Source organism: Streptomyces sp. NRRL S-118 (assembly GCF_000716335.1).
In the GTDB taxonomy this organism is placed as follows: Bacteria; Actinomycetota; Actinomycetes; order Streptomycetales; family Streptomycetaceae; genus Streptomyces.
Map to the genome: position 1 here is coordinate 98955 of NZ_KL591015.1, position 21534 is coordinate 120488.

At 73.2% G+C, this 21534-nt stretch carries 18 protein-coding genes; 9 read left to right on the forward strand and 9 right to left on the reverse strand.

Annotated features, from left to right (window positions below; all coding sequences use genetic code 11):
- Nucleotides 1–12: 12 nt before the first annotated feature.
- The 8 genes from fabG to IH00_RS0124140 all read right to left on the reverse strand — a co-directional run bounded on the left by fabG (nucleotide 13) and on the right by IH00_RS0124140 (nucleotide 11023).
- Nucleotides 13–717, reverse strand: coding sequence for a 3-oxoacyl-ACP reductase FabG (fabG, locus tag IH00_RS0124105; RefSeq protein ID WP_031076948.1), 705 nt, complete (start codon nucleotides 715–717; stop codon nucleotides 13–15).
- A gap of 173 nt (nucleotides 718–890) precedes the next feature.
- Entirely contained in the window at nucleotides 891–4754 is a 3864-nt protein-coding gene (locus tag IH00_RS0124110) for a non-ribosomal peptide synthetase (RefSeq protein WP_052411598.1), read from the reverse strand.
- Nucleotides 4755–4848: 94 nt separating this feature from the next.
- Nucleotides 4849–6129 carry an aspartate aminotransferase family protein gene (locus tag IH00_RS0124115; RefSeq protein WP_031076952.1) on the reverse strand — a complete coding sequence of 427 codons (1281 nt, stop codon included), beginning with the start codon at nucleotides 6127–6129 and terminating at the stop codon, nucleotides 4849–4851.
- Nucleotides 6126–7337, reverse strand: coding sequence for an ATP-grasp domain-containing protein (locus IH00_RS0124120; RefSeq protein WP_158827912.1), 1212 nt, complete (start codon nucleotides 7335–7337; stop codon nucleotides 6126–6128). The genes IH00_RS0124115 and IH00_RS0124120 overlap by 4 nt, the downstream gene beginning before the upstream one ends.
- A 35-nt stretch (nucleotides 7338–7372) precedes the next feature.
- Complete coding sequence (locus IH00_RS0124125; protein WP_199819803.1) at nucleotides 7373–8779, reverse strand: MATE family efflux transporter; 1407 nt, start codon at nucleotides 8777–8779, stop codon at nucleotides 7373–7375.
- A gap of 52 nt (nucleotides 8780–8831) precedes the next feature.
- Complete coding sequence (locus IH00_RS0124130) at nucleotides 8832–9083, reverse strand: hypothetical protein (RefSeq protein WP_031076957.1); 252 nt, start codon at nucleotides 9081–9083, stop codon at nucleotides 8832–8834.
- Between the two features lie 66 nt (nucleotides 9084–9149).
- Nucleotides 9150–10241, reverse strand: coding sequence for a class-II aminoacyl-tRNA synthetase family protein (locus tag IH00_RS0124135; protein ID WP_158827914.1), 1092 nt, complete (start codon nucleotides 10239–10241; stop codon nucleotides 9150–9152).
- An 11-nt stretch (nucleotides 10242–10252) separates the two neighbouring features.
- Complete coding sequence (locus tag IH00_RS0124140) at nucleotides 10253–11023, reverse strand: 2OG-Fe dioxygenase family protein (RefSeq protein ID WP_031076961.1); 771 nt, start codon at nucleotides 11021–11023, stop codon at nucleotides 10253–10255.
- Nucleotides 11024–11397: 374 nt separating this feature from the next.
- Between IH00_RS0124140 and IH00_RS42865 the strand changes: the two genes are divergently transcribed.
- From IH00_RS42865 to IH00_RS0124165, 5 genes are all read left to right on the forward strand, one after another.
- A complete protein-coding gene (locus IH00_RS42865; protein ID WP_031076963.1) occupies nucleotides 11398–11643 on the forward strand; it encodes an acyl carrier protein in 246 nt (81 codons plus the stop codon).
- Between the two features lie 42 nt (nucleotides 11644–11685).
- Nucleotides 11686–12552 (forward strand): hypothetical protein, encoded by an 867-nt coding sequence (locus IH00_RS0124150; protein WP_031076964.1) that lies wholly within the window; start codon nucleotides 11686–11688, stop codon nucleotides 12550–12552.
- On the forward strand, nucleotides 12549–13742 hold the full coding sequence (locus tag IH00_RS0124155; RefSeq protein WP_158827916.1) for a beta-ketoacyl synthase N-terminal-like domain-containing protein: 1194 nt from the start codon (nucleotides 12549–12551) through the stop codon (nucleotides 13740–13742). The genes IH00_RS0124150 and IH00_RS0124155 overlap by 4 nt, the downstream gene beginning before the upstream one ends.
- Nucleotides 13739–14545: an enoyl-CoA hydratase/isomerase family protein gene (locus IH00_RS0124160; RefSeq protein WP_031076969.1), complete on the forward strand. Its 807-nt coding sequence runs from the start codon at nucleotides 13739–13741 to the stop codon at nucleotides 14543–14545. Before IH00_RS0124155 ends, IH00_RS0124160 begins: the two co-directional genes overlap by 4 nt.
- Before the next feature lie 465 nt (nucleotides 14546–15010).
- On the forward strand, nucleotides 15011–15475 hold the full coding sequence (locus IH00_RS0124165; protein WP_031076971.1) for a MarR family winged helix-turn-helix transcriptional regulator: 465 nt from the start codon (nucleotides 15011–15013) through the stop codon (nucleotides 15473–15475).
- 366 nt (nucleotides 15476–15841) lie between these two features.
- On the opposite strand, the gene IH00_RS0124170 is transcribed toward IH00_RS0124165, so the two are convergent.
- The gene (locus IH00_RS0124170) at nucleotides 15842–16669 is read right to left on the reverse strand and encodes a protein phosphatase 2C domain-containing protein (RefSeq protein WP_031076973.1); all 828 of its coding nucleotides are present in this window, start codon (nucleotides 16667–16669) and stop codon (nucleotides 15842–15844) included.
- Nucleotides 16670–17053: 384 nt separating this feature from the next.
- Here IH00_RS0124170 and IH00_RS0124175 point away from each other — a divergent pair, with 384 nt between their 5' ends.
- From IH00_RS0124175 to IH00_RS0124190, 4 genes are read left to right on the forward strand one after another with little or no spacing between them, the layout of a single operon-like run.
- The gene (locus IH00_RS0124175) at nucleotides 17054–20011 is read left to right on the forward strand and encodes a nitrate- and nitrite sensing domain-containing protein (protein ID WP_031076975.1); all 2958 of its coding nucleotides are present in this window, start codon (nucleotides 17054–17056) and stop codon (nucleotides 20009–20011) included.
- Nucleotides 20008–20508, forward strand: coding sequence for a roadblock/LC7 domain-containing protein (locus IH00_RS0124180; protein ID WP_031076977.1), 501 nt, complete (start codon nucleotides 20008–20010; stop codon nucleotides 20506–20508). Before IH00_RS0124175 ends, IH00_RS0124180 begins: the two co-directional genes overlap by 4 nt.
- Entirely contained in the window at nucleotides 20505–20924 is a 420-nt protein-coding gene (locus IH00_RS0124185) for a DUF742 domain-containing protein (RefSeq protein ID WP_031076979.1), read from the forward strand. Before IH00_RS0124180 ends, IH00_RS0124185 begins: the two co-directional genes overlap by 4 nt.
- The gene (locus tag IH00_RS0124190) at nucleotides 20905–21516 is read left to right on the forward strand and encodes a GTP-binding protein (RefSeq protein ID WP_031076981.1); all 612 of its coding nucleotides are present in this window, start codon (nucleotides 20905–20907) and stop codon (nucleotides 21514–21516) included. The genes IH00_RS0124185 and IH00_RS0124190 overlap by 20 nt, the downstream gene beginning before the upstream one ends.
- The last annotated feature ends 18 nt before the right edge of the window (nucleotides 21517–21534 follow it).

Consider the following 21534-nt stretch of genomic DNA (forward strand, 5'->3'; position numbering starts at 1 on the left):
GCCCGTGCCGGGTCAGTGGCCCATGGCGACGCCCCCGTCGACCTGGAGGACGGTGCCGGTGACGTAGCCCGCGTCCTCGCCGGTCAGGTACGCCACGGCGCCGGCGACCTCCTCGGGGGCGGCCATCCGGCCCATCGGCACCGTGGCGAGGAGGGACGTGCGCTCGGCCTCCGGCATCGCGGCCACCATGTCGGTGTCGGTGTAGCCGGGGGCCACGACGTTGACCGTGATGCCGTGCCGGGCGACCTCCAGCGCGAGGGAGCGGCCGAAGCCGATGAGCCCGGCCTTGGAGGCCGCGTAGTTCGTCTGGCCCACCGCCCCGGACAGCGCCACGGTCGAGGAGACCAGGACGATCCGCCCCCAGCGGGCGCGCATCATGCCGCGCAGGGCGGGCTTGACGGTGTGGAGGGTGCTGACGAGGTTGGTGTGCAGCGGTGCCTCGAAATCCTCCCGCGTCATCGACACGAACAGCCGGTCCCGGGTGATGCCCGCGTTGACGACGAGGACCTCCACCGGGCCGAGCTCCTCCTTCACCCGGGCGTAGGCGGCGGTCACCGCCTCGGGGTCGGTGACGTCGCACCGCACGCCGAACAGCCCCTCGGGGGGTTCGCCGGTGCGGTGGCTGACGGCGACCCGGTCACCGCGGTCGGCCAGCCGGCGGGCGACGGCCAGGCCGATGCCGCGGTTGCCGCCGAGTACCAGGGCAGTACGGGGCATGAGAAGTCCTTCGTGCGGTGGGGCGGTACGAACGGCCGCCCGGTCGCGGCGGGACCGGACCGGGCGGTCCACGGAAAGGGGCGGTACGGGCCGTGCGGGTCGTGCGGTCGAGCGGGTCGTACAGGTCGAACGGGTCGTGCGGTCGGGCAGGTCGAGCACGCCGCGGCACAGGGTCAGGACACGGAGCCGGACGCGTCCGGCGCGCGGAAGCGGGCCAGGGTCTTGGCCAGCAGGTCGCCGATCTCCTGGGCGGGCCGGGCGTCCATCATCTGCAGGTGGGAGCAGGCGATGCGGTGCTCCTCCACCCGACCGGCGACGTACGGCCGCCACGGGTCGCTGACGGAGTCGGTACGCCCGGGCTCCTCGGCGGCGGTGAAGTGCAGCACGTCCCCCTCGAACCGCCCGGGCCGGAAGAGGGAACGCACCCGGATGAGGTTCTCCACCACGCGCAGCAACCGGTCCTCGTCGGGCACGACCTGCCGTACGGCGGCGGTCTCGGTCTCGATGAGCCGCCGCTGCTCCCCGGGCTCGAGCTCCTCGTCGGTGCCGACCATCACCGTGTCCAGCATGGCCAGCAGCTGGACCTCCTCGCCCTCCGCCTGGAGGCGGGTGGCCAGGGCGTGGACGACCAGCCCGCCGAAGGACCAGCCGAGCAGCCGGTACGGGCCGTGCGGCTGCACGGACCGGATGTGCTCCAGGTAGTCCGCGGCCAGCTCGTCGAACGTGGCCGGCAGCTCCTCCTCGGCGCCGACACCCCGCGCCTGGAGGCCGTAGACCGGCTGGTCGGCGTCGAGCCGGCGCATCAGCGCCGCGTAGCTCCAGCCCAGGGCGAAGCCCGGGTGGACGCAGAACAGCGGCGGCTGGGAACCGGTGCGGCGCAGGGGCAGCAGGACACCGAAGTCACCGCCGGATCCGGCCCGGGCGCCGCGGCCCAGCCGCTGGGCCAGTCCCTGGACCGTCGGGGTCTCGAAGACGTCCCGGACGGTGAGCTCCGCCCCGGTCGCCTCGCGGATCCGGCGGACGAGGCGGATCGCCAGCAGCGAATGGCCGCCCAGGTCGAAGAAGCCGTCCGCCGCGGACACCTCCGCCACGCCGAGCATGTCGGCGAAGAGCGCGGCCAGGCTCCGCTCCTCGGGCGTCTCGGGCGGCCGGCCCGCGGACGTCCGGAACCCCGGGTCGGGGAGGCGGCCGCGGTCCAGCTTCCCGCTGGGCGACAGGGGCAGTTCGTCCAGCGTGACGACGGTGGGGACCATGTACTCGGGCAGGGCGCGCGCGGCCGCCGCGCGCAGCCGCGCCGGGTCGGGCACGGCACCGGGCGCGGGTGTCACGTACCCCACGAGCCGGCGCTCGCCGAGGCCGTCCACGTGGACGACGACGACGGCCTGGGCGACCTCGGGCTGCCCGGCCAGCACGGCCTCGATCTCCCCGGGCTCCACGCGGAAGCCACGCAGCTTCACCTGGTCGTCGGCGCGGCCGAGGTACTCCAGCTGCCCGTCCGGGCGGCGCAGCACGACGTCGCCGGAGCGGTACAGGCGGCTGCCCGCGGCCCCGAACGGATCCGGTACGAACCTCTCCTCGGTCAGCTCCGGCCGGTTCAGGTAGCCCTGGGCGAGCCCCGCGCCGCCGATGTACAGCTCCCCGGGCACCCCGGTGGGCACGGGGCGCATCCGGTCGTCGAGGACGTACAGCCGGGTGTTGCGCAGCGGGCGGCCGATGGGCGGCGCGCCGTCGCCGCCGGGGTCGTCCGCGGCCGAGGAGCTGGCGTACACCGTGGCCTCGGTCGGGCCGTACGCGTTGACCAGCCGGGCCCCGGGCACGGCCGCGCGCAGCTGGGCGGCCACCCGCGGCGTCAGGGCCTCCCCGGCCAGGACGAGGTGCCCGGCGCGCAGGTCCGGCCCGCCGTCGGCGATCAGCCGGGCGAGGACGGAGGGCACCCCGCTCACCAGGGTCCCGTGCCAGCTGCCGCGTTCGCCGATCTCCAGCAGGTCCCGGACGACCTCGATGCTGCCGCCGTTGAGCAACGGGCCGAGGATCTCGAAGACGGAGACGTCGAAGTTCAGGGAGGTGGCGGCGAGGACCCGGTCCAGTCCGGCACCGAAGGTCTCCCCGGCCCAGGCCGCGAGGTTGACGACGTTGCGGTGGGTGACGACGACGCCCTTGGGGCGGCCGGTGGAGCCGGAGGTGTAGATCACGTAGGCGGTGCCGTCCGCCGGGACGTCGTGCCGGAAGGCGTCGTCGGGGAGCGCCTCGGCCCCGGCCCGAACCGCGGGGTCGTCCAGGACGAGGAGGGGCGGCGCCCCGTCGCCGGCGGGCAGGGCCCCGGCCACCGCCGAGGCGGTGACGACGAGGGCCGGCCGGGCGTCCTCCACCATGAAGGCCAGCCGGTCCGCCGGGTAGGCCGGATCGAGGGGGACGTACGCGGCGCCCGTCTTCAGCACGGCCAGCACCGCCACGACCATGTCCGCGCCCCGCGGCAGGGAGATGCCGACGAAGGTGCCCTCGCGCACGCCGTGGGCGGTGAGCAGGCGGGCCAGCCGGCCGGACCGCGCGTCGAGCTCCCGGTAGGTGAGGCGGTCGCCGCCGTGCACGACGGCGGTGGCGCTCGCGTGCCGGCCGGCCTGCCGGGCGAACAGCGCCGGGATGCTGTCGTCGGACAGCGGGGCGGCGGTGTCGTTCCAGCCGTGCAGGACCCGGGCGCGTTCGCCGGCGTCCAGCAGCTCGAGGTCGCGCAGCGGCGTGGCGGGGTCGGCGGCGACGGCGCCCAGCAGGTTCGCCAGGTGGTCGGTGAGGGTGTGGACGGCGTCGGCGGCGAAGCGGCCGGTGTCGTACTCGGCGTACACCCACGCGTCCTCGTCGCCCTCGACGAAGGTCAGCATCAGCTCGAACGCGGCCGTCGCGTTGGCGACGGGCAGGCGCTCGACGAGGACACCGGCCCGGGTGGCGGGAGCGGGGTCGGCCGTGACGTGGTTCAGACCCAGCTGGAAGACGGGCTGGCGGCCCGGCGACCGGGGCGGGTTGAGGTCCTGCACGAGTTCGTGGAAGGGCACGCTGTTGTGGCGCATGGCCTGCAGGGTGCGGCCCTGGACCCGGCCCAGCAGCGGCAGGAAGCCCTCGTCCGGGTCGTGCTCCACCCGCAGCGGCATGGTGTTGACGGCCAGGCCCACCACCTCCTCCGAGCCGGGCGCGAGCCGCGTCGAGAGCGGGACGCCGAGGACGAGGTCGGGCTCGCCGGTGTAGCGGGAGAAGAGGGCGAAGGCGCCGGCGGCCAGGACGGAGAACAGCGTGGCGCGGTGCTCCCCGGCCAGCTTGCGCAGTCCGGCCACCGTGGCGGCGGGCAGGTCACGGCGGTGCGTGGCGGCGTGCCGGGCGGTGGTCCCGGTCAGCCGCGCCATGGGCAGGTCCAGGGTGGCCGGGGCGCCGTCGAGTTCGGCGCGCCAGTGCGCGAGCGCCCGCTCCCGGCGGCGGCCCGCGGCCGCGGACAGCGCCGCGCCGACGTGCTCCGCGTAGCCCAGGGCCGGGGGCGCCAGGGGGTCGGGCCGCCCCGTGGCGAACGCCTCGTACAGCGTCTCCAGGTCACGGGCGAGGACGTCCAGGGACGTCCCGTCGGCGACGCCGTGGTGCAGGACCAGCAGCAGGGCGTGCCGCTCCGGGCCGAGCCGGAACAGCACGGCGCGCAGCAGCGGGGCCCGGTCCAGCCGGAACGGCCGGTCCTGGGCCTCGGTGAACCGCTCGGCGAGCAGCTGGTCCTCGGTGTCCCGGTCGGGGGCGGTGAGCTCGGCCTCCTCGAGGGGAACCGTCACGGCGGCGGCGATCCGCTGCACCTGCCGGCCCTCGTGCTCGACGATGCCCACCCGCAGCGCCTCGTGGCGTGCGGTCAGGGCCTGGAGGGCGGCGCGGAGAGCGTCCCGGTCGAGCGGGCCGCCCAGGCCGAGGGCGAGCGCCAGGTTGTGGCTGCCGGGCCGGCCGTGGGCCTGTTCTGCGAACAGCACGCCCTCTTGGGCGGGCAGAAGGGGGAGGGTCCTGTCCTCGTTGAGCATCCTTGGTCCCGTCGGCGTGGTGGCGGCAGGCGCGAGTCCCGGCTGGAGTCACGGGAGGCGGGCCGCGCCGGTGCACGGCGCGGCCCGCACGGTGTCATGCGGTGGCGGCCACCGGGGTGGTCGCGTCCGTGGCCAGGAGTTCCACGGCTCGGGCCGCGAAGTCCCGGATCGTCTCGTCCGTGGTCTCGCTGGACAGGTACATCGGTTCCTCGATGTCCGGGGCGAGGTGGTAGCCGGCCTCGCGCATGCCCCGGTAGAGGGTGGTGTACGGCTGCTGCGCCTGGCGCGCCACGTCCTCCTTGCGGCGGACGGGCGCACTTTGCGGGACGAAGAGGAACGCGAAGATGCTGCCGGTGCGGGCGAAGGTGAAGTCCAGCCCCTTGGCGGCCCGGTGCTTCTCGATCTCCGACTGCAGCAGGGCGCCCTTGCGCTCCAGCTCCTCGTAGAAGCCGTCCGACGACAGCACGTCGAGCGTGGCGGCGCCGGCCGCCATGGTCAGCGGGTTGCCGGCCAGGGTGCCGCCCTGCAGGACGCGCTCCTCGTCGAGCAGCCGCATGATGTCGCGGCGGCCGCCGAAGGCGCCGACGGGCGTGCCACCACCGATGATCTTGCCGAAGGCGGTGAGGTCCGGGGAGACGCCGAGGAGGTTGCTGGCCGGGCCGAAGGTGAGCCGGAAGCCGGTGATCACCTCGTCGAAGATCAGGACGGCGCCCTCGCGGTCGCAGATGCGGCGCAGGTCGGCGAGGAAGCCCTCCTCGGGCAGCACCAGCGACATGTTGCACGCGATCGGCTCGACGACCACGGCGGCGATCCCGCCAGGGTTCTCGGCGAAGGCCCGCTCCACGCTCGCGGTGTCGTTGTACTCGGCGAAGAGGTTGGAACTCATGGCCGCCGGGTCCAGGCCGGCGTCGCGCATCCGCGCCTCGTCCTTGTTCTGGACCAGGTCGAAGTGCCCGTGGTAGCCGCCGTTGAACCGCAGGATGCGGGTGCGGCCCGTGTAGGCGCGGGCCAGCCGCAGGGTGGACATGACGGCCTCGGTGCCGCTGCACACGAAGCGCAGCTGCTCCAGGTGGGCGGCGGTCGCGGTGATCCGCTCGGCGAGCTCGATCTCCTGCGTGCAGTACGTGCCGAAGAGCGTGCCGTTCGCGGCCTGGCGGCCGATGGCCGCGGCGACGGGCTCGGGGGCGTGACCCAAAATCAGAGGCCCGAAGCCGTACATGAAGTCGACGTAGCGGGTGCCGTCGATGTCGTGGAGGTACTGCCCGTGGGCCTCCGCGACGACCAGCGGGTCGCTGTCCACGTTGCGGCAGGCGCGCAGCGGGGAGCTGGCTCCGACGGGAATGGTGTGCTGGGCCCGCTTGATCTCCGGCCTCATGACGACTTCTCCGTTTCGGTCTCGATCTTGCAGTCGGTGAGCAGGACGTCCAGGAGCGCCTCCGCCTCTTCGCGGGTGTCGCGGGCGAAGTAGGCGGTGAGGACCGTCTCGAAGTTCAGCGGCGGCGCCAGGACGAACTGGCCGTCCTCACGGTGCAGGTGGACCGTGGTGACGTCGTTCTTCCGGCAGACGTCGACCGCCTGCGCGGTGTTGCGGAGGAAGCCGCTGCGCTCGATGGGGGCGTCGAACTCGAGCGCGACGCGGTGGTGGAGGGGCTGGGGGTCGATGGGCTCCCGGCCGAGGCGGTGCAGCAGGTCGTAGGCGTCGAGACCGGTGCAGATCCGCAGCTGCTGGTAGGTCGTGGTGCCGCCGCCGCAGAGGCGGGGCGCGAGTTCGAGGATGCGCAGCCTGCCCCGGCCGTCGAAGCGGAACTCGGCGTGGAAGGGCGAGTTGTCCAGGCCGACACCCGCGACCACGCTGTTCAGCAGGGTGCTGAAGTCGCGGCCCTTCTCGGCGTCGAACGGCTCGGTCAGGTACGCCACCTCGTGGAACAGCGGGCCGACCAGCGGCGGCAGCTTGCGGTGGATCTGCAGCGGGATGACGCGGCCCTGGCTGACCATGCCGTCGATGGCGTACTCGTTGCCGTCGAGGTACTCCTCGGCGAGCATCCGGGACTCGCCGGAACTGTCCCGGAGGACCGTGCACACCCGCTTCGTCTGGAGGAACGCCTTGGCGAACTCCTTCGGGCCGTCGGCCTTGACCACACCGGCGCTGTAGAAGCCGTTGGACGGCTTGAGCACGACGGGGAAGGTGAGCTCCGCCGTCACCGCCTCCAGCGCCTCGGGCGCCTTCATCGACGGCGACAGCTCGATGTGGCGGGTGATGTGGTCGCGCACGGCCGGGTGCGCCTTGAACCGCGTCTTGTCGGCCAGGCACAGCAGGGTGTCGATGTCGCGGGAGGGCAGGCCGAGTTCGGCGCGCAGCAGCTCCAGCTGGATCTGGTAGCTGTCGTGGAAGGAGACGACGTCGTCGACGGCCGACAGGTCCACCGCCTGCCGGGCGGCGTCGGCGACGGTGCCGCGCCAGTTGTCCCGGTCGTCGGCGGCGAGTTTCGGCGGGGCGAGGAACTGGACGGTGAAGCCCCGGCCCCGGGCGTAGTCCAGGTAGTCGCGGCAGTCTTCCTCGTTGCCGAGGACGAGTACGTTCACGGGAAAGGTCACACTCTTTCGTCGTCTGGTGTGTGTCAGGCGGTCTGCTCGACCGTGCCGGCGGCGTGGAGCCGGTTCTCCTCGTTGGCCACGGCGCGCTTGATGCGCCACAGGCACAGGGCGGCCATCACGCCCTCGAAGAAGGAGAAGATCAGCCACATCACGGGCAGCAGGTCGGCGTCACCGCGGTTGAGCAGGGCGAACGCGATGAGGGTGGGGACACACAGGCACCACATGAGGACCACCCGCGCCACGAATCCGAACCTCGCCAGGCCCAGGCACTCCAGTACGGCGGAGCCGACCATGGAGAACATGAACGTGGCGGCGTAGGTCCACAGCACCCGCGAGGTGTCGACGGCGTGCTCCGTGACGGCCGGGTCGGCGCCGTTCAGCCCGAACGGGGCGAGCAGCAGCGTCGGGGTGACGATCTGGAAGAAGGCGACCACGGCGACGTAGGCGCCGCTGACGGTCAGGGTGACCCGCATGATGTGCGGCACGTCCCCGTGGCGGCCGGCCCCGACGGCCTTGCCGGCCAGGATGTTGCAGCCCATGCCGAGGCCGATCAGCGGGATGACGGCGGCGTAGTTCAGCGCGAGCGCGACGTTGTTGGCCGCGAGCGCCACCGAACCGAGCACGGCGGCCAGCCACACGAACGCGGTCTGCCCCAGTTCCTCCAGGCTGAGCGAGCCGCCCGCGGGCGCCCCGCGCCGCAGCCGCAGCCACAGCACGGCCGTGACCCCTCGCACGCCCTTGCGCAGCAGCCGGCCGAAGCCGGCGGCGTACCCCTTGGGCAGGCAGACGGCGTACCCGACGAACATCACGGTCACCGCGCTCAGCGTGCCGAGCGCCGAGCCGCGCATGCCCAGCTCCGGCAGCCCGAAGCGGCCGAAGACCAGGCCGACGGTCATCAGCACGCCGACGGCCTGGCCGAGGATGCCGACGGTCATCGGCACCCTGGTGCGGCCCATGCCGTTGAAGTACGAGGCGAGCGCCATGTTCAGGGTCATGACCGACCCGTACAGCGGGGACAGCGCGAGGAACTGCGCCTCCAGCTCCTGGATGTGCGCGGGCTGGCTGCTCAGGGCGGGCACCCGGGTGAGCAGCGGAGTGGCGGCGAGCAGCAGCCCCGACAGCAGCAGGGCCAGGACGAATCCGTTGGCGCCCTCGTCCATCGCGTCGCGGTGGTCGTCGCGCCCGTGGGCCTGCGCCACGTAGGAGCGGGTGATGCCGACGGCCCCCGTCGTCACCATGATCACCGTGGTGGCGGTGAAGACGGCGGGTCCGGAGGCCGCCAGGGTGTCCTCCGAGTACCGGGCCAGGCAGATCCGGTCGACCAGCATCAGGACCAGGTTGCCGACCATGCCGAACATCAGCGGCACCGAGACGCGCACGACCTCGCGCACGGTGCCGACGTCCAGCCGACGGGAGCCGGTGCGGGTCACCGGAGGGCCCCGGTGTGCCGGGGGAGCCCTCCGTGGCCGGGGGCGACGCAGGTCACAGGTCCACCCCGGACTCGGCGAGGAGGACCTGGACGCTCTTGATCAGCGCCTCGCGGCTCGACAGGTCGAAGGGCAGCACGTCGCCCACGTCCAGCATGACGTCGAGCCGCTCCTCCAGCCCGACCAGGAACCGCATCTGGTCGAGGGAGCTGATGATGATCTGTGACGGTTCGGCGTCCGCGGGGACGTCCCGCGCGGCGGCGAGCTGTTCGAGCAGTTCGTCGACCGTGTTCGTCAGGTCTTCCATGGAACGTATTCCTCGATGGGTCGTAAGCCGGGAAACCCGGTGTGGCGTGAGCGGTACGCGGAACGGTCAGCCGGTTCCGCCGGGGAGCAGCCCGTACGACAGCAGTGCGTACGTCAGCCGGTCCAGGCCGATTCCGGCGCAGCAGGTGGCGTCCGCCCCGAGCGGGCGCAGGCCGAACGCCTCCGCGAACACCTCGCCGTGCGCGTTCACGCTGGCGACGGAGAGCTCCGCGCCGTCGGCGAGGGGCACCCGCACCTCGAACTTGCTCTTGTTGAGGAGCTGGGCCTCGCGGGTCATGGTCGGGGCGTCCCCGAAGAAGGCGTCGGAGGCGCTGACGACGCGGTGCGGCACGTCCAGCTCCGTGAAGAAGGCGGTGAAGGCCTTCAGCATCCGCTCGTAGGATTCGGCGACCTCCTCGGCGCTGCCGAGCCTGACCAGTTCGAACATCCTGAACTCGCCGAGCCGGGTGGCGCTGTGGTTGTGGGACTCGTGGCGGAAGACCGGCCCGTCGATGGCGTACACGCCGGTGCCGTATCGGGCCGACAGCTCGGCCGCGTTGGCGTAGACGTGGTAGCAGGTGACAGGGGTGAGGACGGACTCGGACGGTGTGTAGAACGAGTCCAGTGCCGCCGTCTGGTCGGCTCTCAGCCGGGACACGGTGACGCCGTCCCAGTAACCGTCGCGGATCCGGGCGACCGCGTTCACCAGATTGGGGAACTTCTGGTAGTACCCGGCCCGTACGAGGACGTCCCGGGAGATCTGCGCCGGGCCGGCGAGCAGCGGCGCGCCGAAGCCCTCGGCGAGCCGCTCGTGGCAGAGCCGGCGGACCGTGTCCATGGCCCTGGTCCACTCCGGCCCCTGGAGGTACGCGCCCCGGACGGCGGGGATGCGGTCGTCCTCGGGAAGGCCGCAGCTGATGCCGGGCCGGCCGGGGTGCTCGGCCAGGACGGTGGTGGCGACCTCGCGGTGGCCGCGCAGGAAGTGCCGGACCATCTCGCCGAGTTCCTGCTCGGACGGGCCGCTGTGCAGGACGACCTCGACGCCGGTCTCCAGCGCCTCCACGGTCACGTCGGGGTGGTGGAAGGCGAGGGCCTTGCGCAGCTCCTCGACGGCCCCCGGGCCGACCGGGCGCTCATGGCGGTACCGCACGGTGTTCATGCGCGCGCCCATCAGATGCGGTGACGCATGGGAACCCAGTCGGCGAGCAGGATGGCCCGCTCACCGGGGGTGGGCTCGCTGCCCTTGCGGATGGGGCCCACGTAGTGGCTGACGAGGTGGTCCGTGATGGCGTACGCCTCCAGCGGCCGTTCCATGTTGAACTCGGCCAGCCGGTCCGCCGGCGGGACGTCCTCGGGCTGCTTGCCGCGGTACTCGGGCGTGGCGATCAGGTTGGCGCCGCCCTCGGCGTTGTCGCGGTAGATCAGGTGGGCGAAGACGTAGGGCTCGCCGTCCTGGTGCAGCTCGTTGGGGGAGGAGACGGCCTCGTGCTCGTCGTCCTCGATGTGCAGCTTGATCAGGTGGACGCCGACGTAGAGCGGCCAGACGGAGTCGTCCTCGTTCCAGCGGGTCTGCGAGAAGTCGAACTGGATCATGTCCAGCAGCAGCTTGTTGCCGCAGACCTCGTCGCTGATCGCGGGGAGGTTCCGGGTGACGCCGACGTACTCGGGGTTGTTGTCGCCCTGGTAGTAGCCGTTCATGCCCTCACGGGCCTGGCTTTCCGTGGCCGGCATCCAGAAGAATTCCTTGGACCACGGAAGGAAAACGCCGCGGGCGTATCGCCGGTATCGCCCGGAACCCGGTGCGTACGGGTCTTCCGGGAGGTCGTTGTACGCGGCCCTGAGTGCCTTGTAGTTCTCGTCCTGCTCAGTAATTCCGAAATGGGTTTGCAAATCCCAGCGGTCGTATCCCTGAGCAGAGAGAGTCGAGTGGTCTACGGGCATGGCAGAAAGTTCCCCCTGTGAGCCATTGGCACTGACGAAATTGGACGCTAGCGCACAGAGCTAAACGTGATCAATGTGACTCAGGCCACAGAAGGGCCACCGAACATCCGTGCGAATCCGTGTATGGGCAGGTCAGAAGGGGTGGTGAAGGGATCTCGCCATGTCCGAATAGTGAGCTAATTTGGCTGACATGCTGCTGTCCGGATCCGTGCGGAGGTGATTCCCGGCGATCTCAAATTGGACATCTGCTGCGCGTCTGTACAGATCGCGGGGGGTGGCCGGGAAAAAGCCCTGAGTTCGCCTGGAATTCATTGACAGTCGTGGACGGCCGGGTTAGCGTCCTTGATCGGCAAGTCACACAACTTGGGGGAACAGTGTCGAACCACGTCGAAGAGCAGATCTCCGCGGTCCTGAAGCAGGTCGCCGAACTTCCCGACTCCTTCACCATCGCGCCCGAGCAGGAGCTCAAGTCGGACCTGAACATCGATTCGCTGAAGCTGATCGACGTCATCGTCCAGGTGGAGGCGGCCCTGGACGTCGAGATCGGGGACGAGTTCTCCCGCGACCTCGTCACGGTCGCGGATCTCCAGCGCTACGTCGGCGAGCAGATCGCCGCCTGACGCACCCGCGAGCCCACCAGCCTCCCGTCCCAGAGGGTCGTGTTGTTCTCTTTCAGCCTCGGCCGGGTCGCGCTGTGCGCGCCCGAGCACTCAGCAGCGCAGGACGACGAGCTCGCCGGACTGCCGCAGGACCTCCCCGAGGTCGTCGGCACCTCCGGTGACCAGTTCCGCGACTCGTTCACCCGGCTCTGCCTCTATCTCGTCCTCACCACCGGCGAAGCGTCCGGGGAGCGGTCGGACGACACCGTCGTGATCGGCACCGAGTACGGCAACACCGCCGCCCTGGCGCGCCTCCAGCGCGACGCGGCGGCCAAGGGCCGGCTCCTGTCCGCCCAGTACTTCCCCAACGCCACCTCCAGTTCGGCGTCGGCGTTCGTCAACCTCCGCATCGGCTCGACCGGCCGCAACATGACGGTCAACGCCGGCCCGCTCACGCCCGTGACCGTCCTGTGGCAGGCACTGTCCGCCCTCGACCGCGGCCGGTCCGACACAAGCCGGGTGCTCATCGGCGACGTGTACGCGCCCGAGGCCGTCCTGGACGCGGGCCTCGACACGCCGGACGCCCCCTGCACCTCCGGCGTCCTCCACGCCGCCCTGCTCGGCGGGGACGACTTCACCGCCGAGTTCTCCTTCGGCGCCGGGGACGCCGCTCCCGGCACGCCGCTGCGCGCGGTCCACCGCGGCCCGGCGCGCGACGGCGGAACGGCACGGGAGCCGGCCCCCGACGCCGGGCCCGCCGTCTTCCCCGACCGCAACGGCGCCTTCGCGGCCCACCACTTCATGGGCGTGCTCCAGGAACTCCGCCCCGCCGAGCAGGCCGTCCTCGAATGCCGCGCACCGGACGGCCGCCACGCCCGCGTGACGGTGAACCGCCGGCCGGCGAACAGCACCGATGGGAGGACCTGGTGAGCCAGGCAGCGACACGGGTCTTCGTGACCGGACTCGGCATCATCTCGCCCGCCGGCGCGGGCACCGGCCCGTTCTGGGACGACCTGTGCGAGGGCAGGAGCCGCTTCGAGGACCTGGCACCGCTGTACGCCGGCATGAAGCCCGGCATCCTCGGCGGCCGCGTCCCGCAGGCCGCCCGCGACGCCGCCCTGGAGCGCGTCGGCGCGGCCACCCGCGCCAACCCGCGGTCCGCCTCCCTCTTCGCCGAGTTCGCGGCGCTGGAGGCCCTCCAGGACGCCGGGCTCGAACCCGGCGACGAGGCCCTGCGCAGCGCCGTGGTCTGCGTGGGCAGCAGCGACGGGCAGGCGGACGCCCTGGAGGACATCGTCGCCGGACGGCGCGACATCGCCCGTACGGGCTCCTTCAATCCGTACTCGATCGCCGACGGCGTGGCCCGCACCGCGGGCTCCACCGGCCCCGCCTTCCTCGTGCAGAGCACATGCGCCTCCGCCAACGTCGCCCTCTCGTGCGCCCTGGAGATGCTGCGCGCGGGCGTCGCCGACACGGCTGTCGTCGGAGGCTGCGACCCCTACTCCGAGAAGAACATCATCGGGTTCAACACCCTCCAGGCCATCGGCCCCGCGCAGTGCCGCCCGTTCAGCCGGAACCGGCGCTACGTCACCCCCTCGGAGGGCGCGGGCATGCTGGTCCTGCAGACCGAGCGGGCCCTGCGCCCCGGCGCCACGCCCTACGCCGAGGTGCTCGCCACCGCGGTGAGCAACGACGCCAGCCACCCCACCGCGCCCGACCGCGACGGCGTCGCCGCCTGCCACCGCCGGGCCCTGGACGAGGCCGGGCTGAAGGCCGACGACATCGACGTGATCTTCGCCCACGGCACCGGCAGCCGCGCCAACGACACCATCGAGGGCGGCATCTTCGCGGAGCACTACCCGGGTGCGGCGATCACCGCGATCAAGGGCACCATCGGTCACCTGATGGGCGCCGCCGGGGCGGCCGGGGCCGTGGCCGCGTGCCTGACCCTGCGCCACCGCCTGGTGCCGCCGACCACGGTCGACCGCGACGACGTCGAACTCGACATCAACCTCGTCACCGGGCAGCCCCTCGCCCTTCCGGAGCTGCGGCACGTCCAGAACAACGCCTTCGGATTCGGCGGCAACAACGCGATCAGCATCTTCCGGAGCGTGGGATGACGCCGCCCTCCTCCCTCACCGGGGACTCGGCGGTGCTGCGGCTGGACACCGACGGGCCGCTCACGGTCCTCACCATGGACAGCCCGCCGATGAACCTCTTCGACGAGGGGATGTGGGCGGCCTGGGCGGACGCGGTGGCCCACCTGGCCGCGTACCCGCCCCGGGCGCTCCTCGTCCGCGCCGAGGGGCGCGTCGTCAGCGCGGGCGTCGACGTCCGCGTCTTCGACGAGCTGGCCGACGAGGACGCCGCGTCCTTCTGGGAGGGCCGGCTGGCCACCGTCCGCGCGCTGGAGGCGCTGCCCTGCCCCACCGTGTTCGCGGCACACTCGCTCACCCTCACCGCGGCCTTCGAGCTCGCCCTGGCGTGCGACCTGATCGTCGCCACGCCCCAGGCCCGGTTCGGACTGGTGGAGCGCAAGATCGCCTTCACCCCGGCGATGGGCGGCACGCAGCGGCTGGCCGAACGGGCCGGGCCCTCGCGCGCCCGCGAGCTCGTCATGACCGGCGACCTCTACCGGGGCTCGGTCCTCGCCGACTGGGGCGTCGTCAACGCCGTGTTCCCGCCGGAGACGTTCCGGGCGGACGTCCACGCCTACGCCCTGCGCCTGGCGAACGGACCGACCCGCGCCCACGCGGCCACGAAGCACCTCGTGCGTCGCTTCCTGGCCGGCGGTACGGCGGCGGCCGACGCGGCCGTACCGGCCACCGCCGCCGAGGTCACGGCCACCTCGGACCACCGGCGAGCGGTGAAGGCGTTCCTGGCGGACGGCCCGGAACACACCACGGTCTACGAGGGCCGCTGAGCGGCCCGTTCCGCGGGCGGCCCCCGGCCGCCCGCGGGGCTCAGCCGCGCACGAGGGCCCGTAGACGGTCCCGGGCGCCGCGGATCACGCCGATGCCGTACGAGCCGTTGCACCGCTGCGCGAACCATCGGTTCCGGTAGTACGTCCCCTCGGAGGCCTGGGCCTACCGCACGCCGCTGTTCCCAGGGACGGCCGGGCGACCCCGCCCCTGTGGCTGGAGACGTCCACGCCCTCGGTCCGCGCGGCACACGAGCCGGGCGGCGGACCGCCGGTGCGGTCACGACAAGCGGCGGCGCCCATGCCCCTGCCCCGGAACACACCTCACGCCCCGCACAGGGAACCGCGCCGCGGAAGGGGACCGGACACCGCCGCCGGTCCACGCCTGCGAAATACTGTGCACGCTGCGGCGACGTCTGCCGCCGGCGCAGACTCTCAGAACCGGAAAAGCGCGCGAGGGGTGCTGACGTGCACGGAAGCGGTACGGCGGATGAACCGGACCAGGAATTCCTGGCCCTCGAACGGGAACTGTCCGTCTTCCTGCGCCGCGCCCGCGCCCAGTCGGGCGAAATGGCCCGGGAGGTCCATCCGGAGCTGGAGCCCGCCGCGTACGGCCTGCTCGTCCGCCTCGACGCCACGGGCAGCCAGCGCGCCACCGACCTCGCCGGGTACTTCGGCGTGGGCAAGGCGACGATGAGCCGCCAGCTGCGCGCCCTGGAAGACCTCGGGCTGGTCACCCGTGACCCCGACCCCGCCGACGGGCGGGCCTCCCTCGTCCGCCTCACCGAGGAGGGCCGCGCCCGCTTCCGCCGCGTCCGCGACGCCCGCCGCGAGCGCTACCGCCGCAAGCTCGCCGGCTGGGACCGCGCCGAGGTCGCCGAACTGGCCCGGCTGCTCCACCAGCTGAACGCCGGCGCGGAGGACGCCCCTTAGGGGCCTCTCGCGAGGGTCCCGCGGTCAGGCCGCCACGTCCCGCAGCGCGGCGCCGAGGAGGGCGACGCGGGGCAGCTCCTCGCGGAGCCGGCCGCCGTCCTCGCCGCTGCATGCCCGGCCCCGCCTTCGCCGATCGCGGCGCCCCCGCCGCGCCCTCGGCGACGGAGGTCGCGGTGCCCGCTGCGTACCCGAGCACCAGCCCCGGCGGGCCCCGCGCCGGCACCGCCGAGCACCACGCCCGTGGGGAACCGGTGGGCCGGCGTCAGCAGGACCGCCGCGGCCCCCGTCGCCCGCAGCGCGTCGACCCGGACCGGCGACGGCGCTCCCGAGCCCGTCGTCGCCCCGCTCCGACGTGCCGGAGGGCGCCTACAGCTCGACGTAGACCGCCGTCGCGTCGTCGTGCCGCTTGCCGCGCCGCCGCAGCCGCGTACGCGCCACCGCCTCCACCGCGCCGGCCGCACCCGCCGTGCCCTCGGCGTCCGCCGTCTCCAGCGCGCGCACCAGCGCGATCAGCCCCCGCGGGCCCTCCTTGCGCAGCACGCCGAAGCAGTCCGCCCAGTCACCCGCCGCGAACCGCTCCGTCCAGCGCGTCGCCCCGTCCGTCAGCGCGGCCAGCGCCCGTACCTCGCGCAGCGGCGTACGGCCCGTCACCGCCCGCGCCGCGACGGACGGGTCGGCCGCCGCGGTGAAGAAACCGCCCTCGCGGTTGCGTACGGTCGCGTCGGCGATCGCCTGGGTCGCGAGCGCACCGGGCGGCAGCCGGTCCAGCCGGTCGTCCCGCACGGCCCGTACCGACCCGTCGGCGGACTCCAGCAGCAGCACCGAGTCGGACAGCACCAGGTGTTCCAGCGACGCGGTGTCCCAGCGGGCCAGGACCACGGTTGCCTGAGGCGTGCGGACGTGAGAAAGGTCACACGTGGCGCGGTGGGCGTCCGCGGTGCGCCGGATTGCCTCCGCGAGGATGTCGGTCAGTGTCAGATCCGCTCGCGAAGCGGACAGTTCGGTCAGCGTGCCGCCGAGCCGCGCCGTGAACCACGGGACCGGGTGCACACAACCGACATCGCCCTCCAGGGGTGTCACCCCGTCCAGGACGATCACGGCTCCACCCCGGCCCGATGCCGGTACGGCCACGGAAGCCCAGTCCTCGTTGGGGCGTTCCGGGTCACCCGGGACGCAGGAGATCTCGGTGTGCATGGGCCCCAGTGTGCCGCAGGGCGCACGACTTCTTCACACGACCGACAAGGGGCCGGAACACCCCGTACGGGCGGGCCGGAGGAGCCGTACGGCCGGGCCCGGGCCCGGAAGGCCGGGCTCCGGGAAGGTGCGGGCGCGCATCCTGCCAAAGCCCGCGCGGAAGATCCAGCCCGCCTCCGGCCGGGCCCCGCGGCGGGCTCCCGCGCGAGTTGTTCGCCAACTCCGGATTGTTGTTCACTCGTTCGGGTGGCGGAGTGGCCGATGCGTGCTGCCTACCCAAAAGCGCTGGAATGGTCGGAAGCCGTACCAGGGGTGGGACTTCACGTATGTGAACGGCCGTCACCTCTGCTTCAAGGGTGGACGAGTTCAAGAATGTGAGCACCGGTGCAGAAGCGCAGTGACACTCCCGGCGACCCTCAGCAGGCACCGGGGGGCCGCGGCGTACGGGTCCGCCGCCGGCTCGTGGCCGGCGTGGCACTCGTCGGCATCACCGTCATCGGGGCCGGCGCCCCCGCCGTCCTCACCGCCTCCGCGGACCTCACCGACTCCCAGCGGCTGGTGACCCTCGCCCAGCTCAACCGGCAGGCCGTCACCCTGGCCCACTCGCTCGCCGACGAACGCGACGAGATCACCGCGTACATCGCCGCCGGGCGGGACGGGAAGAGCGGTGCGCCCGCCGTCGGCGCCGAGCACAGCGCCCGGGTCGACCGCCAGATCGACGAGATCGCCGCCGACGGCTCCGACGCCCCCGACGACCTGCGCCGCGAGCTGGCCACCGTCGCCTCCGTCCGGCGCGCCGCCCTCACCGGCAAGGGCACCGCCATGGACGCCCACCGGGCGTACACCGACGTGATCGCCAAGCTCCAGGCCCTCGCGGCCGAGCTCGCCGACAGGACCCCCGCCCGCGCCGCCGACGCCGGCACCCGCGCCGCCGCCGAACTGGGCCACGCCGTCGAACAGGCCTCCGCCACCCGCGGCCTGCTTCTCGCCGCCCTCGCCGTCCCCGGCGGCGACGGCTCGGGCACCACCGTGTACGACCCGGTCACCGGGCGCTACGTCGAGGAGAAGGACCCGGCCGACGAGGAGGCCGCCCGCACCCGCGGCGCGCTCACCGCCGCCGCCCAGCAGGCCCGCGTCCGCGAGCAGGCCGCCCTCGCCGACTTCGACCGGGCCGCCGCGCCCGCCGCCCGCGACCGGCTCGCCGGAACCGTCACCGGGCCCGAGGTGAAGAAGGCCGAGACCTACCTCGCGCGCCTCACCGACCAGCCGGAGCTGTCCGACGCCGACCGCAGGACCGACGACGAGAAGCTCGCCGCCGCCCTCACCGCCCGTATCGAGCAGATGCGCGGCGTCGAGTCGGCGCTCGCCACCGGCGAGGTCGCGGGCATGGAGCGGCTGCGGGACGACGACGTCACCGCCCTGGAGCTGCGCATCGCGCTCCTCGGCGGCTGCCTGCTCGTGGCGATCGGCATCTCCACCGCCGTCGCCCGCACCCTCACCCGGCCCCTCGCCGTCCTGCGCCTCGGCGCCGCCCGGCTCGCCGCCGCGCCCGAGACGGAGGAGCCGGTCCGCTTCACCGGCCGCAACGACGAGTTCGCCCAGGTCGTCCGGTCCCTCAACACCCTGCACGGCAGGCTCGTCGAGCTCGCCGGCCGGGCCGGGGCCCTGGACGCCGAGCGGACCGACGCGGTCGCCGCGCGGGAGGCGCTCGCCGCCGAACTCGCCGGCCAGCGCGCCGAACTGCGCGAGCGGACCGAACAGGTCACCGCCGAGCTGGAGCGGCTGCGCAGCAGCGTCCACCACACCTTCGTGAACCTCTCCCTGCGCACGCTGGGCCTCGTCGAGCGGCAGCTCGCCGTCATCGAGAAGCTGGAGGAGCGCGAGCAGGACCCGGAGCGGCTCGCCACGCTCTTCCGGCTCGACCACATGGCCACGGTCATGCGGCGCCACAGCGAGAACCTCCTCGTCCTCGCCGGCCACGAGCACCACCACGCCCACCAGGGCCCGGTGCCGCTGGTCGACGTGCTGCGCGCGGCGGTCAGCGAGATCGAGCGGTACGAGCGCGTCACCATCCAGTCGCTGCCGCCGCACTCGTACGTGGCCGGGTTCGCCGCCGACGACCTCAGCCACCTGCTCGCGGAACTGCTGGAGAACGCCACCTCGTTCTCGCCGCCGGAGACCAAGGTGCAGCTCTCGGGCTGGCTGCTGGAGAGCGGCGAGATCATGCTCTCCGTTCAGGACGAGGGCATCGGCATGACCGTCAGCCGCCTCGCCGAGCTCAACGCCCGGCTCGCCGACCCGGGCCCCGACGGCCAGGACCCGGCCGACGAGGAGGGCGAGGGCCTCGGGCTGCGGGTGGCCGCGCTGCTGGCGGCGCGTCACGGCGTCCGCGTACAGCTGCGGGAGCAGAAGCAGGGCGGTGTCACGGCGGTCGTCGTCCTGCCGCCGGCCCTGCTGCCCCCGGCCCCGGAGGCGGTCGCGGCGGCCGCGCCGACGCTGAACCTGCCGGGTTCGGTCGCCGAGGCCAACTCCAACACGCTGCCGGGTGCGCGCACGGCCCGGGAGGACGGGACCGTGCCCGCGGGCGAGGCCGGTGTCGAGCTGCCGGCCGGGCCGGCCGGCGTCGCCGACCCGCTGGTGGCGGCCGCGGAGTCCGCGATCCAGGAGGCCGGGGAGCCGACGGAGGAGCCGTCCGGTCCCGAGGACCCGACCGGCTTCGAGGACCCGTCCGGTCCCGAGGGCCCGACCGGCTTCGAGAACCCGACCGGTTCCGAGGAGCCGTCCGGTTCCGAGGACCCGACCGGCTTCGAGGACCCGGAGCAGGCCGGCCCCGAGACCACCCTGCAGGTGCGCGTCCCGCGCGTCGGCGACGACCTGCCCGAGACGGACCGCACGGAGCACGACCGCACGGAGCACGACCGCGCCGTGGAGGACCGGACCGGGGACGACGGCGCCGACGGCGACAGCGCCCGGCACGACCGGGCCGGCGGCGGCCTGGCCGGCCCCGCCGACGAGCCCGCCGCCGACGAGCCCACCACTGCCGAACCCGCCGCCGACGCGGTCCACGAGCGGGCCGACGAGCCGGACGGCACCGAGCCGGAACAGCGCGTCACCGACAAGGGTCTGCCCAAGCGCACGCCCAGGATCGTGGCGACGTCCGAGCCGCGCGCCCCGCTCACGGGCGGCGTCGACGCCGAGGCGCTGCGCCGCCGGCTCGGCGGGTTCCACCGTGGCGCGCAGGAGGGCCGCCGTGACGCCGAGGCGGAGATCGCCCAGGCCTCGGCAGCCCGAACGGAAGTGACAGAAGAGACGGGGGATACAGTCGAGGAGGCACGCAGTTGACTGCGACGACCGGCACACCCGGGCTGAGCAGCGAGGCCCGCAATCTGCACTGGCTGCTGGGGAACCTCGTCGAGGAGGTGCCAGGGGTCCGGTCCGTAGCCGTCGTGTCGTCCGACGGACTGCTCCTGCTCTCGTCCGACCCGGCGCAGAACACCCCCGCCCCGGCCGCCGCCCCCGCCTCCCGCCGCCGGCCCGACGGCCCCCGCGGCTCCAGCGCGGACCTCGCCACCATCGTCTCCGGCCTCGGCAGCCTCACCGTGGGCGCCGCCAGACTGATGGACGGCGGGGCGGTCAAGCAGACCATGGTCGCCATGGCGGAGGGCAGCGTGTTCGTCATGTCGATCAGCGACGGGTCGCTGCTCGGCGTGCACGCCGACCCGGACTGCGACATGAGCGTCATCGCGTACCACATGGCCCTGTTCGTCGGACGCGCCGGACACGTGCTGACCCCCGAACTCCGCAGCGAGCTGCGCCAATCGATGGAGGCCGCCCAGTGACGTCCGCCGCTGCCGCCGCCGGAAGGCTGCCCGTACGAGGGGAGGGGCGCCGCCCCGCCCGCGTCCGCCCGTACTCCCTCACCGGTGGCCGCACCCGCTTCGGTCACGTCCTGCTCGTCGAGACGTTCGTGGCCGCGCTGGAGGCGCCCGAGGACCGGGGGCGGAAGGAGCTGGCGAACGGCGGGCTCGGCTCCCGCGTGATGCCCGAGATGCGGGCCATCGTCGAGCTCTGCCGCCGGATGCGTACGGTCGCGGAGATCTCCGCGCTGCTGAAGATGCCGTTGGGGGTCGTCCGGGTGCTGCTCAGCGACCTGGCCGACCAGGGGAAGATACGTGTGTACGGGACCAGCCACGGCACCGGCCGGCCTGACCGCGCACTGCTCGAAAGGGTGCTGGGTGGACTCCGTCGTCTCTGACGTCTCCGACGAGAAGCTGCAGTCCTGGGAACTGGACCGCGACCGCGCCCCGATCGCCACCAAGGTCGTGGTCGCCGGTGGTTTCGGCGTCGGCAAGACGACCTTCGTCGGGTCGGTCTCCGAGATCACCCCGCTGCAGACCGAAGCGCTGATGACGCAGGCCAGCGAGGAGACGGACGACCTCACCGCGACGCCCGGCAAGACCACGACGACCGTGGCGATGGACTTCGGCCGCATCACGCTCGACGACGACCTCGTCCTGTACGTCTTCGGCACACCGGGCCAGCAGCGCTTCTGGTTCATGTGGGACGACCTGGTGCGCGGTGCGATCGGCGCGGTCGTGATGGCCGACACCCGGCGGCTGACGGACTGCTTCCCGGCGCTCGACTACTTCGAGAGCTGCGGCCTGCCGTACGTCGTGGCGGTCAACCACTTCGAGGGGACCGAGCTGTTCGACGCCGAGGACGTCCGGGAGGCGCTCACCGTGCCGAAGGACGTCCCGATCGTGATCATGGACGCCCGGCAGCGGGACTCCGTGATCCAGTCCCTGCTGGCGCTGGTCGCCCGCGCGCTCGAAACCACCCCCGAGTAACGAGTAAGGAATCCCCTC